The sequence below is a fragment of the Paenibacillus thiaminolyticus genome (assembly GCF_003591545.1).
Classification (GTDB): domain Bacteria; phylum Bacillota; class Bacilli; order Paenibacillales; family Paenibacillaceae; genus Paenibacillus_B; species Paenibacillus_B thiaminolyticus_A.
The window spans coordinates 69,651-85,156 of sequence record NZ_QYZD01000010.1 but is presented as its reverse complement, the minus strand read 5'-3'; the positions used below and the strand labels follow the sequence as shown (position 1 = coordinate 85,156).

Below are 15,506 nucleotides of genomic sequence, written 5' to 3'. Positions count from 1 at the left end.
TTTTATTCGGGCTTCAGAAAAAGTTGTTATTGTTGTATTGTACCTCAACGGGAAGGGGATAGCGACTGCCCTGCGGCACCTGACCATTTCTCGTAAAAACGGTTCTCTTCTGCTTGCGTTAATGTTATTTTTAAATAGAGCTGGCATGCTGGTAGTCTAACGATCGGATCGGTGGGAAAAGTCATAGTCATCGTGAAGGGGAGCCGTCTTTCGGATTCGTCTATTGATTCGATCGCCCCGGATCCGCGTTAGGTTGAAGTTGTTCCCTTTTCATTCTGAATAGAGCTTATAGAGAGGAAGGAAAGGGCGGGGAAGGATGCAAGCATAAATAAGTGGGTTTCCGGATAGGAGCAAAGTATGTTTCAGCAAATCATTGATTTCTTTATGGATTATGGGGCCTGGGGATTGTTCATCCACGCGTTCGCCGATGCGGTTATTTTTCCGATACCGGCGTTTTTCCTGCAGGTGTCGCTCAGCTTGCTCGATCCGTCTAACGCGCTGTGGTTGGCGACGATCGGCTATATCGCCTGTCTGCTCGGCACGCCTTTAGGCTATTTGATCGGCAAGGGGCTCGGCCATTCCATTATGTACAAATTTCTCAAAAAGGAATGGGTCGATTCCGCCACCGAGATGTTCAAGAAGCGGGGGGAGGCGGCTATCCTCATCGGTTCGTTCACGCCGATTCCTTTTAAAGTGTTCACCATTTTATCCGGCTGCCTGAAGTTCCCTTTATGGCGCCTTATCGCTTATGCTGCGCTGGGAAGAGCGGTCAAGTTCTATGCCATCGGTATCTTGTTCTACCTCTATGGCCGTTCGGCTGAAGGGATGGTTCACCAGGTCTCCCTTTACATTTGCGTTATCGCCGTCCCGATCATTGTCGTATTTCTGCTGCTTCGCAAAAGGTATCTCAAAAGAAAGGAAGCGGCTGCAGCGCAAAATATCGAGCAATCGAGCAATAATATTTGATGAAACATAGCCGGCACCGACGTCTATCGGGCAGCCGGCTTTTTGTTGTGGCGGCGAGGGGAGGGCTTAGGCCGTCCGGAAGCGGCGGCGCGCGATCAGAACGGCCGCCATGCTCAGGGCCGTTGAAATGTCTCGGGCGGCGCTTGCTCAATCTCATTGCGGGCCGATAAAATTTACATACAATTACGTTGGAATCAAGCCTCATGCATTCATAAAAATACCCGTGAAGAAGCTCACTTTGGTGACTCAAAGTGTTCCTTCACGGGGAGCGTTCGGATAAGACTGGATAAATGTGAAACACGTATGGTATGATGGGCCTATCTTTGACAGGAGTATATACGCTTTAATTTATGCGCCGAAAAAAAAGGTCTGAGGTGGAGCGATTGCCTGTTACGGACATTCGTGGCCGGGTTATGCCGATGGTGCGGCGCTATGAGGTGATTGGCTTCGAGCCGGCTTCAGCTTGCTGAGCAAGTAGCGATCAAGACCGAAGCGGCCGGCGTTCGTATAGGCAACCAGGATGAACATGGTAAGGAGCATCATCACCGGGTTGATGCTGATGGAACCGCTTAGCAAAAACGACGTATTCATCACGATACCGAAGAATGCTGAGGTTCGGGTCAGAACCCCCAGGATGAGTCCGATGCCAACGAGTAGCTCTCCCCATTGCACCATGAGGCTGAACATATTGGCATGGGGAAGCGCAACATGCTCCAGGAACGACGCCCACCAGCCTTGGACGACGGGGCTTTCCCCGCCGGCTTTGGCCACGGCGCTCTTCAAAAATCCGCTCGCATCAAAGCCTCCGGCGAATAGTTTGTGAATGCTGGCCGATATCCAGGTGTAGCCCACATATATGCGGATTACCAAAAGCAGCACGGATGCCCACACGTTCCTCCTTAAAAAGTCGATCATCAATAATTCCTCCTTCAATTTTTGGGAATATGCCATAATAAGGCTACATAAACACTTTAAAGCGCAAGTGTCAAAATTTCAAGATTCAAGAAGGCTATTTTTGCAAAAAAATACGTCCAAATGTATTATTCATTCATCGTTGCTGAACATGATTCACAGAGGTTGACTTTTCATCATGTTGTAACTATAATTGTTACACCAAGCCGTGAATGACGGCTTCTCCTTTTTAGTAAGTTGTAACTATAGAAGTTACAACGCGGAATGTTCAGAAGGTGAGGGAACGATAATGACGGTGAAAATCAAGGCTTATTCCGATTTTATATGTCCATTTTGTTATCTGGGAAAAGGCCCGTTGGATGAAATCATGAAAGAAAAGGATGTCGAGGTAGAGTGGATGCCATTTGAGCTGCGCCCGGCGCCTTATCCCAAGATCGATCCTTGGAACGAGCCGGATAAGCTGAGCTCATGGGATGCCTTTATTTTGCCGACAGCAGAGAAGCTTGGGCTTGAAATGCGTTTACCTCGCGTGTCTCCGCATCCGTATACTTACTTGGCATTTGAAGGATATCAATTTGCGACAGAGCACAGGAAAGGCAACGTCTATATGAATCGCGTGTTCGCGGCCTTTTTCCGGGAGGAGCAAAACATTGAAGATATCGATGTGCTGACGAAGCTGGCAGGGGAAGTGGAGCTGGACACCGACTCATTCCGCGAGGCTCTCGTCTCCCGCCAATACCGTGAAGCCCACCAGGAAGCGATCCAGCATGCGTATGAGGAAGCCCGAATTACGGCCGTGCCGACCTTCATCATCGGCGACCAAGTCATTCAAGGGCTCGCGAGCAAAGAGCGATTGGCTCAGGCCATTGAGCGGGAAGCAGCGATCGCAAAGTGACGAAAAATGCCGCGATCACTTCGGATCGCATCGCTGACATTTTGAAGACATCGCTGATGCTCCGTCCTCGTTCAATATGCAAAGCGGGCGCATGGTCGTCCTGATGGACGGCGAGCATGAGAAATTGTGGGATATCGTCAAGGAGACGCTTCGTTCCCGCGTTCCGGCCGATAATTTTGAAGCGACCGCGCAAAGACTGCAGGGCTTCCGCGATGGTGCAGGAACGATCTTGTTCTTCGAGGATCAAGCGACGATTCAGCGCATGCAGGAAAATGCGCCTAGCTATAAGGAACAATTCCCATTCTGGTCCCATCAAGGCAGTGCCATGCTGCAATATGCGGTATGGATGTCGTTGGAAGCCGATGGTATCGGTGCCTCCCTGCAGCATTACAATCGGATTATCGATGAAGAAGTGAAGCACACTTGGGGGATTCCGCAAGAATGGAGCTTGATTGCGCAAATGCCATTCGGCGAGCCGGACGAACAGCCGGGCGAGCGCAGCTTCTTGCCGTTCGAAGATGTCGTGAAGTTCCATCAATAAGGGCCAAATCATACCGATTCATGGAGTATTGAATATGTCTAATCAACCGAACAATGCCGATACTATCCGCCGTACCTATGCCGGGCCCGAGCATTTGCTGGCCGCTCTGAGCGACCGTACAGAGTGGACCGAGGCAGCAGGTTATCCCTATGGGGGTACTTACTATGGCGTGGACAGCATCAAGAAGCATGTATTTGAACGCCTCGGTACGGAATGGGATGGCTTTACGGCCACCGTGCATACGTATCATGAGGTGAAGGACAAGGAAATCGTCATTGCGGAAGGCATCTATACCGGCGTCTATAAAGCTACGGGGAAATCCATCCGCGCTGACTTCGTCCATATATGGGAGCTGGAAAGCGGGAAGATCGTGAGGTTCAAGCAATACGTAGACAGCCACATCGTCGTTCAAGCGATACGGAATAACTCTTGTGTGCAGCATGCCGCTCATCTATTGAGCGGCATATTGTGCATTCGCAAGAAACTGCGATGTAAACTGTTTACAAGCCTTTTGACGAGAGATTTTATTTAATTTTTTTATTTGTTCAGCCTCTAAATTCGTACTCCCCCCAGTGTCGCGGGTTTATTTGCAATCTCTTAATCAGCGCAGGAGTGCCATGACACCTACGGGAAATTTTTCGTGAACTTTGATGCGTTAGAACGTATTGTCTCCCGGTCTCGGGGTGTTACAAAGCGAGAGAGGGAAAAAGTCTCGGGGACGGGTCTCGGAGGAGCACGGCGGATAGGTTATTTACGTAAAGTGGAATGTTTACATTTTAAAATAGAAATGGTAAAATATAGGCGGTCAATTATTGGAAATGGGGGAAGGTGTATAGCGTGGCACAAGTATTGTCCATTGGGGAATTAATACAACGCTACAGACATAAAAGGGACATGACTTTATCGCAATTAGCTGAATTAACAGGCTTACATAAAGGTACAATATCAAAAATCGAAAACGGGGACGTTAAAAGGCCGGAATATAAGACCATCCGTCCGCTTGTAGAAACATTGCAGATACCTTTAGAGACTTTGGTCGAACTGCACATCACTGTGGAAAACAGAGCAGACACCCTCCTCTTCGTGTTGCAGGACGTGATTCAGCATTCTGGCACTGCCGAGCTGGTGACCAAAGTAGGGAGAAAATTTTTAGAATACCCCCAGTGACGATAGTCACGCCTTGGTGGAACGGCTTTATGACTTCGCGGGCCACGTGGAAAGTAAGGAGATTAAATTAGCCCTATATCAAGTCATCGTTGACTATTCTCGCGACCATGGAATCATGCCTTTTCTAGCAAGAGGGATGTTTCAGGTATACTTAATCGAACGGGATGACTTTACTCGGTTGCGAAAGGTATACGACAATGGCAAGCATATCGTAATGTATGCACAATTTTTAAGTTTGGAAGACCGTATCATGCTCTATTACAAGCTGGGTATTCATGCGTATAATTTATTTTTGTACTCACAGAGCATCGATCTTCTCCTTCCTATTATTGAGGAAGCAAAGTCAGACAATGAGTACTATATATATGCTCTCGGTATATTGCGGGGGGCATACTTTCGCATTGGGGAATACGATAAGTCCGAATATTACACTCACCTCTATTCACAGTATGATGTTCCTTACATCAAAGAAAATACCCTGTTGATGAACGCAATGCTTGATGCCAAGAAGGGTAAGATTAGCAGAGCGTTAGCCCAATTTACATCTTTGTTAAAAACGTGTGATCAAAATATAGCCTTACAATCTTTGAATCACTTAATGATTCTTTATTTAAAGGAACATGGAATAGATGAAATTGAAGGAAACTTGCTTTCTTACCCAATTAATCCACAACAGATCAGCGACAAAAATCCCATCATGATTTCACAACTGGCTGTATATTATTACCATCGAGCGGAGTATTTCATTATTGTTGGAGAATTCGACAGAGGTGTTACTGAGTTTCTCGAGGGATTAAAGTGAAGCATTTCGTGGCAAAATTATATATCGGTCTTCTGAGCGCTGCCATTATCGGGGAAGCTGTAACTTCTTTAATAGCATTCAGTGGGGACGGAATTCATCCTTGGTAAATAACCTACGAGCAGAATATTTCATTAACATGGTATAACTCCGAGCGCATTTTTGGGTGTTGGTGGGACGTATCCATGGTAAGAGTACCTATTAGGTACTCTTTTTTTTGGCTATTCCCCCTCCGTTTCCTTCAATTGAATTTAATGGTATTTCCTACGACTCCTATTATACTTATTATAAATAACCCCATTATCAAGAACTGTGATGTGAGGTGATAACAATTGTACACGACGATACACTAAATAAAGTTAATGGACTGAAACAAGAGTTAATCGAGATTGTACATGAAAAAGGGAAATTTACAGATGACGAAGTAGTCCGAGTTAGTCAACAACTAGATATTTATATACTTGAGATTCAAAAAGACATAAAAAGAAGTTCGAATAAAAGGAAGCCAAAAAGTGCTTTGTAAGAGGTTTCAACAAAATAAGATTATAATTTTGATCTTGTTATATTTCACCATAAATGGTAGGTTACTAGGAAAGATGCTCTTCATCCCATCAATAGAAAAAGATAGTGCTATTACATACAATGTTTTTCCTCCGCATAAAACATGATGCACAGTCTGCTTTCAATTTTGAAGAGATATCTTTACCTAAACAAAAGGAGGAGATTTGTTTGAAGAAAAGGTTGATCGCATCATTAGTAAGTGTAAGTATGGCGTTTGCAACATTCACGCCCAGCTTATTTGCCCTCTCTGCGGGGGCAGAAGCAGCAGCGACTCCAGCTAAGGGATCGGTCTCTTTATCACAACAGCAGGTGTCTGTACGTGATATCGTGCCTTCTGAGTATTTGTCAAAGCATGCAGGCAAATTTAGTAGTTTTGCGGAAGTGAATAAAGCAACTGGATACTCCACAGCCGCACCAACGCATGGAACAAACAAATTACACGCATCGAACAACGGGGCTATCATTGTGAACTCAGTTGATGAGTACGCGGCACTTTTGAACTACTTCAATGACTTGACTGCGTTGCCGCAACAAAACGCTACGGTCGTAGAATCCCAACAGACAAACCCTGTTCAAACATTTGCGGATTCAGGTACGCGCACTAAAATATTCGAGGAGACGTGGAACGACCTTGGTATATCTTGGATGAAAGCGTTTGTAATTGCTGAAGTCTCTAACAAGGATGATAAAATTATTGGTACTCCTAAAACCGATAGTGGTTATTATGGCTTCCATCCAGGAACTTCTTGGGAACATAATGATAAAAGGTCTCATGCTATAGTGAATGATGATAGGACTGGTGGTCACGCCAATATTTATGGAGACTTGACTCTCCATATTATTGTTGAGGGCATCGGAAAAATAATGACGAAGGAATTGTATAAATTCATGAGATTCTAATACACATCAAACAACGAGCGATGATTCATAAAGTCGCTCGTTGTTTTATATACTGATTACAGGAGGTGTTCATATCATATGGAAAACAACGACAAAAAGAAATCAAGAATGAAAAAAATCATTTGGACGATTGTAATATTCCTACTGATTTTATTTGTCTTCAACCTTGTTCAATTTATACTTATGACGGATTCTGTGGAACCATAGGGCTTTAATGCCCTCCTTTTTAGGGGAGTGTGTTATTCACAAGGTCAGTCAGGGTCAAAATCGCCTAATAAAGGCTATGGTAAAAAAAATGTAAAAAACAAACAAGAGCACCTTTGACAATATTCTTGTTTGTTCGTTAAACGTACATACCTCCAATCATTTTAATGACTTAACAATCTGTCCTGCGCCATGAAAGTCTTTGCGCTTTATGTTATACACTCCACTATCGTATTAGTCGGAAAACACGTATGTTTCTTGTGCTGGTGAAGCAATAACGTTCGTAATTAAAGTAAAAAGGAACACTTTTGGGGTGTTCCTTTTTACTTTGTAACTCTTTTGTGTCCTATCAAGGGGTACTTATCCGAGACCAGTCACCCGTTTTGTGGCTCGTCCTTTACAAATAGTCTACTTATCACACCTAGACCCCATCCCAAGAATGCGGCCACAAGCCAACCAGTCTTTCCATTTTCCTCGTCTATTAGATATTCCATTGCCCCCAAAGTATACTAATGCAACACACGAAACTATGGATACTATGAAACTTAGGGCAGGGCGCGAGCGTATGCAACTGCACCTGATGGAAAGAACATTGGAGAACTGGTTAAAATTGATGCGAGAAATGAAAAAAATGACGTAGCAACTCTTTCAATAGTAGCAACAGCTTTATCTACTTTGTTGAAAGTTCCATACAGTACAATTATCACTGCAATAAGTGGAGCAGTAGGTTTCAATGCTAAAGATGTATACTACGTCCCAGCGAATTATCGTGTCTGGGGTTATGGGACATTTACAGTCTTAATGTTTTACGATGGCCCTAGTTACAATAAAATTATTTCTACTACCGAGCCTTCGTGGATTGAAGGATGGAAGTCTAAATCATAAAACAAACGCTCCTGCGTTTATTGTATTTGGCTAATATATTTGTGTCGCAATTCACTTCTGTTGACGGAAGTGAATTGCGACTTTTTCATTTTCAGTGATGCCCGCTTAGGGTATAATTGGCAGTAAAACATCCACGAGTTCGCCTACAATCATAAGAAGGGATCAAATGTTCAATAAGGAGGAACGTGTCGTGTTTATTAACCCGTACAAAAACCGAAAAAAAACTTATCTCACCTTGGAATTAATCATAACTGTGGGCGTGGTTGTTTTTGCAGTAATTTCATTTGCAAGTCCTGATGGTTTCCAGTTCTCTTGGTTTTTTCTTTTAGTGTCACTCATTTTCTTCATAAGAGTGATTGAAATTAAAGGAATGGGCAACATTATCAATTTTGCAATATACTTCACTGTGTCCGTAATCTTATTCCTTATTCCGTAGGAAGTGCCGGTGGGGCGTGGCGTAGACAGGTTGCTTCTTTACGCGGGAACCAATCATCTCTAACGCTTGCGGGCCGTTATTGACTGCATCAAAATAGTAAAGGCGAAAAACATTAACAACAACTTAGGTTAGGCAGACATAAAAAACCTTTTGGGTGTTCCTTTTAAATTGCTTTGTAACTACTTTTATGTCCTGTCAAGGAGTACTTACCCGAGACCAGTCACCCGTTTTGTGGCTCGTCCTTTACAAATAGCCTACTTATCACTCCTAGACCCCATCCCAAGAATGCGGCCACAAGCCAACCCGTCTTCCCGTTTTCCTCGTCTATCAAATATTCCATTGCCCCAAAGTATACTAACGCAACACACGACACTATGGATACCATGAAGCTTAGGGCAGGGCGCGAGTGTGTAAAGTTCTACTCGCAATCTTTATGTTTTCGTTTTTCTAACCCCTCGTAACCATACACCTTGTCACGACGACGCCATTTCGCCAAAGGGAAGCCTTTTTTAGTGGGAAACTTGAAATCGCCGGATACCTCAGTGATAAGGATCATAATATAGAAAAATCAAATCCGACGATTTCTAACATTTTTAGCTATTGAATCTAACGAATAGAAATGGTAAATTGAATCTATTACTAGTAAAATTTACTAGATCATAAGGTTGGTGATGATCTTGAGTAAAAAAATCATGGTTCCAATCATTCTTTTCATCGCAGCAGTTATCACCACGGTATACTTGCAAGCTAGCAGCCCCATGTCTTCTCGAACTGAATCCGAAGATTTAACCTTACAGGAGGCCCTTGAGCTTGGCATGGCGACAGCATGGGAATGGGATTCGTCCGCTGTGCCTTTTTATTTGACCAGCGTAGACGATGAATTGGGCACAAGTAGCGGACATCAAGGCAAGAGAGAACGATGGAATTTGCAAGTAGGAACTCCGGATAACAAGCGGGCGGTTATTGCTATTCGTAAAGGCGCTATTGAAGGACTGTATCCAGGTGTCGGACCATTTGTAGAAACTCATGTCATCAATAGGGAAGAGGTTGTGTTCGATAGCCCCGAATTATTGTCCAGGAGCAAGACAGAGCATGATCTGCTGCCGGGTAAGGATTGGGCTAACGGGTATCACTTTGTCTTGCAAGTGCTGGATGGCCAATCAACCATTACGGTGATTGGCTTGGATAAGGCGTTACATCAACAAAAGATAGTATTTGAATCTTCATCAAGCGTAACGATGAATTAACATTTTCTTGTAAGGTGGTGGTGTATACATAAAAGGCGAATGTAACGAAAGGAATTTGTCTCTCTAGAGGAACAGGTTATCGAACCAGGTTGTATTACTCATTTTTATTTGGAGGTAAGCAAATGAAAAAAAGTCTTATGGCGATTCTTCTCGTTGCTCTTGTAACCTTATCACCAATTTCAGCTTCTGCTGCTACGACTTACACGAATCAAGATTTCACAGCATATCTGGGTCCATCCGGAGTGAGTAAGCCCGTGTTCGCCAGCGGCGCTTCTGCCTATATTGGAGGGGTCGCCGTACATCCATACTCCTGGGGGAGCAGCAACTGGAACAAACCCATTTATCCCTTCGGCACCATGTTGGTGTTAACAGGAAATAACCGGATTGTGACTCCCGACGGCTCTTCCTTGAACACGTTTATTGTGGAGGATACAGGTGATCTGAACAATACTCAGGGGCTTAGCTACAGATGGGTGGATGTGTATTTTGGGAAGTATTCTACAGCCAATTATCAGGCTGCCATTCAATTCGGCAAGAAGAAATTTAGCTATACCGTAATTGATTAGGGCACTTCGGATGCCTAATAACGCCGCTGACTTCCAAGTATGGAAGCCTAGCGGCGTTTGTCGTTAAAAAATACTGTAGTCAATCTCGTCACCGCTTGATGTAGACAGCTGAAAATAAATTGGCTTCCCAGGTGCCGGATTATCGATCGTAACGATTTTCAGGCCGGAATGCACAGGTTTGCCTTCAATGACGACTTGCTGGTTGTGATATTTCATATTTTTCACATCGGTATTCATAATCACGACAAGGATTTTATCCAGTTGTAACGCCGTTAAGTTGTGATATGCGTTCTCCATTTCTGTCACGATGCCCACGTTATGAGTAAAGTCATACAGAACGGAAGCGTTCGTGGGGGACGTAAATAACCGATGCTTAGCGAAGTGTATTCGATTGGGCACATACGACCAGCGTTCATAGGTGCTATGCCAGTAAGGCAAATAAGACGGTCTTGTCCATTGGGGAAGATCTGCGATCACGACATAGGCCAGTGGTTTTCCTTTCTTCATTACATCGGAGATTGGCAGTAAATTTCCGGGTACCGGTGACTGATGAAAGGGCGGATTAGGCAATGTAACGGGAGATGGCGGTTCCAGATTCTCTAATTGTTGTTTACAAGTTGGAGCAAGCGCATAGGACAGAGTGTGAGGTGTTGCAGCAGCAAATGTAATCATGACGAACAACAATATCGATGTAATCTTTGTATTCATGTGTGCAGCTCCTAGTTCGATTTGCTTTTAGTTTACATATTATGGGGAGATTTATACCGGCCATCGTTCGGAGTAGAGGAACGCAGGCAGGATTCGCTATAATGGATACAGTGCTTGAGGAAAGGAATGTAAATATGAAGAAAGTCATCGTAATCGGGGCAGGGATTCTTGGGGCAGCGACAGCTTATCAGTTGGCCAAAATGGGTGCGGATGTCCTTATCATAGACCGCAAAGATACAGGGCAGGCTACGGATGCCGCGGCCGGCATTATCTGCCCCTGGCTCTCGCAGCGGCGCAATCAGGCTTGGTACCGGCTGGCTACAGCGGGCGCACGTTTTTACCCCGAATTGATTCAAGAATTGACCAGCGAGAGCGAAACAGAAACCGGCTATGCTCAAGTTGGTGCACTAAGTATTCATGACGATATGGAGAAAATCAGCAAGATAGAGGAGCGGGCACAGTTGCGAAAGGCGGATGCGCCGGAAATCGGTGACATTACCCGGCTGAATGAACAAGCAACCCAGGAGCTGTTTCCTCTGTTGGCGGAAGGGTATCATTCTGTACATATTAGCGGGGCAGCCCGTATCGATGGCCGTGCGCTGCGCGATGCGCTGATCCGATCGGCACAAAGAAATGGGGCCGTCCTGATCGAGGGGGATGCTGCGCTTTACTATCAAGCGAACCGTGTAACCGGAGCAGCTGTCGGTGCTGAAAGCTTCTCGTCTGACGAAGTCATCGTGTGTGCAGGGGCGTGGGCCAATCAACTGCTGCAGCCTGCAGGTATTCACTTTAAGGTAAGTTATCAAAAAGCGCAGATCATGCATCTGCAGGTTCCGGGTAGACAAGACACGGGGACCTGGCCTGTAGTGATGCCGCCGTCTGATCAATATCTGCTAGCTTTTGACGCACAAAAGATCGTGATGGGCGCGACGCACGAAGATGACATCGAAGGTTACGATACAAGGGTAACAGCAGGCGGAATCCAGGAAATCCTGAATAAAGGGTTGGGATTGGCACCGGGCTTAGCCAACAGCACGGTGCAAGAGGTAAGAGTCGGTTTTCGTCCTTTTACGCCCGGCTTTCTTCCGGTAATAGGCGCTGTTCCTGGCTGGGATGGCCTGATCACGGCCAACGGACTTGGAGCGTCCGGATTGACGATGGGCCCATTTATTGGATTGCAGCTCGCAAAGCTGGCATTGGGAATGGATCTGGATATTGATATCCATGATTATGATATTCGAACAGCAATGGATGAATGCTAGATGAATGCATGTCGTCAGCATCTTAAACCGAACCTTACCATATAGAACTCCCGCGGATGTAGGACATTCGCGGGGGTTTGTCTTCATTATGAGGACGTAATCCGAGGATTGAGACGGCCGGCATTCTAATACGGCCTATATTTTTTAGGCATAGTTTCTATGCACAATATATATTTCACGATGGAAATGAGGGTGTGTAAAATAAAGGAAGCCGCAGTATGCAGCGGTACAATTGTCGGGGGGATACGATATGAACAATGCCGAAATTGGCCAAGTTAAGAACCGGCACAAAGCACTAGGTTTATCGGATCAGCAGGTTCTTGAAATGTATCAGCATATGGTGTTGGCGCGCAAAGTAGATGAACGGATGTGGATTCTAAATCGTGCGGGAAAGATCCCTTTTCTCGTGTCCTGCCAAGGTCATGAAGCAGCACAAGTAGGAGCGGCTTATGCGTTGGATCGAATGAAAGATTTTCTTTGTCCGTATTATCGGGACATGGGTATGGCTATTGTATTCGGGATGACGGCAAAGGAATTGATGCTTTCCGCTTTTGCCAGGGCGGGAGATCCAAACAGTGGCGGACGCCAAATGCCAGGACATTACGGAAGTAAAAGACTGAATATTCTTTCCGGGTCCAGTGTCGTCTCGAGTCAAGTGCCGCATGGTGTTGGAATCGCTTTATCTGGAAAAATGCAAGGAGAAAAACTCGTCGTATTAACGGCCTTTGGGGACGGGGGCAGCAATCAAGGGGAGTTTCACGAAGCGGCGAACTTTGCGGGGGTGCACAAGCTTCCTGTCATTTTCTTGTGCGAGAACAACAAGTATGCCATTTCTGTCCCCTTTTCAAAGCAGGCGGCTTGTGACAGTATCGCGGATCGGGCACAAGGCTATGGGTTTCCCGGCATCAGTGTGGATGGCAATGATCCTTTGGAGGTATATAAGGTCACGACAGAGGCGGCCGATCGGGCAAGAAGAGGAGAAGGGCCAACGCTTATCGAGGCGGTCGTCTATCGTTTGGTCCCTCATTCCAGCGACGACGATGATCGCACCTACCGTTCCCGTGCAGAAGTGGAAGAAGCCAGGAAGAAGGATCCGCTAGTAACCTTCAGCAATTATCTTAAAGATGCGGGGCTATTAGATGAATCAAAAGAAAAGGAAATCCATGACCGGATGCTCATGGAAGTCGATGAGGCCACGGAATATGCGGAGATTGCCCCGGATTCGGCTCCGGAAGATGCCCTTAAGCACGTGTATGCAGAATAGGGGGAGTGAGAAATGGCTGTAATTTCTTATATTGATGCAGTGACTCAAGCTCTTCGGGAGGAAATGCAGCGAGATACCAGGGTATTTGTACTAGGAGAAGACGTTGGGGTACGCGGGGGGGTATTTCGGGTTACACAGGGATTTTATGAGGAGTTCGGGGAACAACGGGTTATCGATACGCCCCTATCCGAAGCGGCTATTGCAGGTGTATCGGTTGGGGCAGCCGCTTATGGAATGAGGCCAGTAGCAGAAATTCAGTTTGCCGAGTATATCATGCCAGCCGTCAATCAAATTGTGAATGAAGCAGCCAAAATGAGATACCGCTCGAACGGAGATTGGAACTGTCCCTTGGTCATTCGTGCTCCTTATGGAGGAGGAGTTCGCGGCGCCCTCTATCATTCGCAATGCGTCGAAGCCATGTTTTGCAACATACCCGGTCTAAAAGTGGTCACACCTTCCACTCCTTATGATGCCAAAGGACTGCTAAAAGCAGCCATTCGCGATGAAGATCCTGTTCTTTTCTTTGAACATAAGCGATGCTATCGATTGATCAAAGGAGAAGTGCCGGACTCGGATTACATTGTTCCCATCGGGAAGTCGGATATTAAGCGGCAAGGAGAAGACCTCACGGTTATTTCTTACGGACTTGCCTTGCATTTTGCGTTGGAAGCGGCAGAAAAGCTCGCCCAAGAAGGATACAGCGCTCACATTCTCGATTTGCGTACTCTCTATCCTCTGGATAAGGAATCTATTGTAGAGGCCGCTCGTAAAACTGGTAAAGTGCTGATTATTCACGAAGACAACAAAGAGGGAGGGGTAGGGGCTGAAGTAGCAGCTGTGCTCGCAGAGGAATGCCTTTTTGAATTGGATGCTCCAATCAAACGCCTTTGCGGTCCAGACGTTCCCGCTATACCTTACAGTTTGCCAATGGAGAAATTCTTCATGCTCAATCCGGATAAAGTATACCAAGCCATGAAAGAATTGGCGCAATTATGATCCGATCGGGAGGAGAATATGGCTGAGAAAATCATTATGCCCCAGTTAGGAGAAAGTATAACGGAAGGAACCATCTCCAAGTGGCTCGTCAACATCGGGGATAAAGTCAAAAAGTATGATCCTGTATGCGAAGTGATTACCGATAAAGTGATTGCGGAGGTTCCTTCTTCTTTTAGCGGCACGATATCCGAAATTGTCGTTCAAGAAGGCGAAACGGTAGAGGTAGGGGCTTTGATTTGCTGTATTGCGGCGGAAGATAATGCGATCACGCCGGTTGAATCCAAGACCTCCGCTCCCTATCAGGAAGCCGATGATGTGACAACGCAGGGAACCAGTGATCTGACAACGCAAGCAGCCAAGAACCAACGCTATTCGCCGGCCGTGCTTAAACTGGCGCAAGAAAACAACCTGGATCTTTCCCGTATCGAAGGATCAGGCATTGCCGGACGCATCACCCGGAAAGACATCTTGGAGATTTTGCAAGGAAAGAGTTCAGTTGACGACGAGACGATCCCGGTTACCGCCATCCGCAAAACGATTGCCCAACGAATGCTAAAAAGCAAGCAGGAAATCCCCCACGCCTGGCTTATGGTCGAATGCGATGTCACCAATCTGGTACGTTATCGGGGCCAGATCAAAGAGGAGTTTCAGAAAAAAGAAGGAATCCATTTAACTTATTTGCCATTCTTTATCAAGTCGGTAGTAGAAGCCTTGAAGGAATTCCCCATCTTACATTCGCAGTGGGCAGATGATCACATTATCGTCAAAAAAGCGGTTCATATTTCGATTGCCGTGGCCACGGATCAAGCATTATTCGTTCCCGTCATTAAGGACGCCGACCAAAAAAGCATTTTCGATCTTGCCAAAGCAGTAGATGAATTGGTCAAGAAGACGAGGGAGGGCAGGTTAACGCCAGAGGATACCACCGGAGGAACTTTTACCGTTAATAACACAGGCTCTTTCGGCTCCGTTCTTTCCGCCCCAATCATCATTCCTCCGCAAGTGGCGAATTTAAGTGTGGAAGCCATCGTACAACGTCCGATCGTCATCGATAACATGATTGCTGTTCGCGATATGGTGAACATCTGTCTTTCCATGGATCACCGGGTTTTGGACGGTCTGGTATGCGGCCGCTTCTTGAATACAGTCAAGCAAAAGATCGAGAGTTACAGCGCGGACACCGGACTCGATTAAAGG

General features: G+C 45.8%; 14 protein-coding genes and 2 pseudogenes. 14 read left to right on the top strand and 2 right to left on the bottom strand.

Features of this window, described 5'->3' with window-relative positions:
• The first annotated feature begins 357 nt into the window (after positions 1–357).
• Positions 358–966, top strand: a complete 609-nt coding sequence (locus DQX05_RS13000; RefSeq protein WP_119794045.1) for a YqaA family protein — start codon at positions 358–360, stop codon at positions 964–966.
• A gap of 411 nt (positions 967–1,377) precedes the next feature.
• On the opposite strand, the gene DQX05_RS12995 is transcribed toward DQX05_RS13000, so the two are convergent.
• Positions 1,378–1,884 carry a DoxX family protein gene (locus tag DQX05_RS12995; RefSeq protein WP_119794044.1) on the bottom strand — a complete coding sequence of 169 codons (507 nt, stop codon included), beginning with the start codon at positions 1,882–1,884 and terminating at the stop codon, positions 1,378–1,380.
• 283 nt (positions 1,885–2,167) lie between these two features.
• On the opposite strand from DQX05_RS12995, the gene DQX05_RS12990 reads away from it, so the two are divergent.
• From DQX05_RS12990 to DQX05_RS12950, 9 genes and pseudogenes are all read left to right on the top strand, one after another.
• Entirely contained in the window at positions 2,168–2,773 is a 606-nt protein-coding gene (locus tag DQX05_RS12990) for a DsbA family oxidoreductase (protein WP_119794043.1), read from the top strand.
• Positions 2,770–3,314, top strand: a pseudogene (locus tag DQX05_RS12985) (nitroreductase family protein). The gene DQX05_RS12990 and the pseudogene DQX05_RS12985 overlap by 4 nt, the downstream one beginning before the upstream one ends.
• Positions 3,315–3,348: 34 nt before the next feature.
• Positions 3,349–3,735 (top strand): annotated as a pseudogene (locus tag DQX05_RS12980) (nuclear transport factor 2 family protein); the annotation flags it as partial.
• 416 nt (positions 3,736–4,151) lie between these two features.
• Complete coding sequence (locus DQX05_RS32010; protein WP_259391962.1) at positions 4,152–4,481, top strand: helix-turn-helix domain-containing protein; 330 nt, start codon at positions 4,152–4,154, stop codon at positions 4,479–4,481.
• Positions 4,482–4,527: 46 nt separating this feature from the next.
• On the top strand, positions 4,528–5,283 hold the full coding sequence (locus tag DQX05_RS12975; protein ID WP_259391961.1) for a hypothetical protein: 756 nt from the start codon (positions 4,528–4,530) through the stop codon (positions 5,281–5,283).
• A 319-nt stretch (positions 5,284–5,602) separates the two neighbouring features.
• A complete protein-coding gene (locus DQX05_RS12970; RefSeq protein WP_119794042.1) occupies positions 5,603–5,803 on the top strand; it encodes an aspartyl-phosphate phosphatase Spo0E family protein in 201 nt (66 codons plus the stop codon).
• A gap of 206 nt (positions 5,804–6,009) precedes the next feature.
• The gene (locus DQX05_RS12965) at positions 6,010–6,741 is read left to right on the top strand and encodes a hypothetical protein (protein ID WP_119794041.1); all 732 of its coding nucleotides are present in this window, start codon (positions 6,010–6,012) and stop codon (positions 6,739–6,741) included.
• A 2,202-nt stretch (positions 6,742–8,943) separates the two neighbouring features.
• Positions 8,944–9,513: a hypothetical protein gene (locus DQX05_RS12955; RefSeq protein WP_259391960.1), complete on the top strand. Its 570-nt coding sequence runs from the start codon at positions 8,944–8,946 to the stop codon at positions 9,511–9,513.
• A 122-nt stretch (positions 9,514–9,635) separates the two neighbouring features.
• Complete coding sequence (locus tag DQX05_RS12950; protein WP_119794039.1) at positions 9,636–10,079, top strand: hypothetical protein; 444 nt, start codon at positions 9,636–9,638, stop codon at positions 10,077–10,079.
• Positions 10,080–10,142: 63 nt separating this feature from the next.
• On the opposite strand, the gene DQX05_RS12945 is transcribed toward DQX05_RS12950, so the two are convergent.
• A complete protein-coding gene (locus DQX05_RS12945; protein WP_119794038.1) occupies positions 10,143–10,787 on the bottom strand; it encodes a hypothetical protein in 645 nt (214 codons plus the stop codon).
• A gap of 134 nt (positions 10,788–10,921) precedes the next feature.
• On the opposite strand from DQX05_RS12945, the gene DQX05_RS12940 reads away from it, so the two are divergent.
• The 4 genes from DQX05_RS12940 (at position 10,922) to DQX05_RS12925 (ending at position 15,503) form a co-directional block, all read left to right on the top strand.
• On the top strand, positions 10,922–12,049 hold the full coding sequence (locus DQX05_RS12940; protein ID WP_119794123.1) for an NAD(P)/FAD-dependent oxidoreductase: 1,128 nt from the start codon (positions 10,922–10,924) through the stop codon (positions 12,047–12,049).
• Positions 12,050–12,299: 250 nt separating this feature from the next.
• Positions 12,300–13,313, top strand: a complete 1,014-nt coding sequence (locus tag DQX05_RS12935; protein WP_119794037.1) for a thiamine pyrophosphate-dependent dehydrogenase E1 component subunit alpha — start codon at positions 12,300–12,302, stop codon at positions 13,311–13,313.
• Positions 13,314–13,325: 12 nt separating this feature from the next.
• Positions 13,326–14,309, top strand: a complete 984-nt coding sequence (locus DQX05_RS12930) for an alpha-ketoacid dehydrogenase subunit beta (protein ID WP_119794036.1) — start codon at positions 13,326–13,328, stop codon at positions 14,307–14,309.
• 18 nt (positions 14,310–14,327) lie between these two features.
• Positions 14,328–15,503, top strand: coding sequence for a dihydrolipoamide acetyltransferase family protein (locus DQX05_RS12925; RefSeq protein WP_119794035.1), 1,176 nt, complete (start codon positions 14,328–14,330; stop codon positions 15,501–15,503).
• The last annotated feature ends 3 nt before the right edge of the window (positions 15,504–15,506 follow it).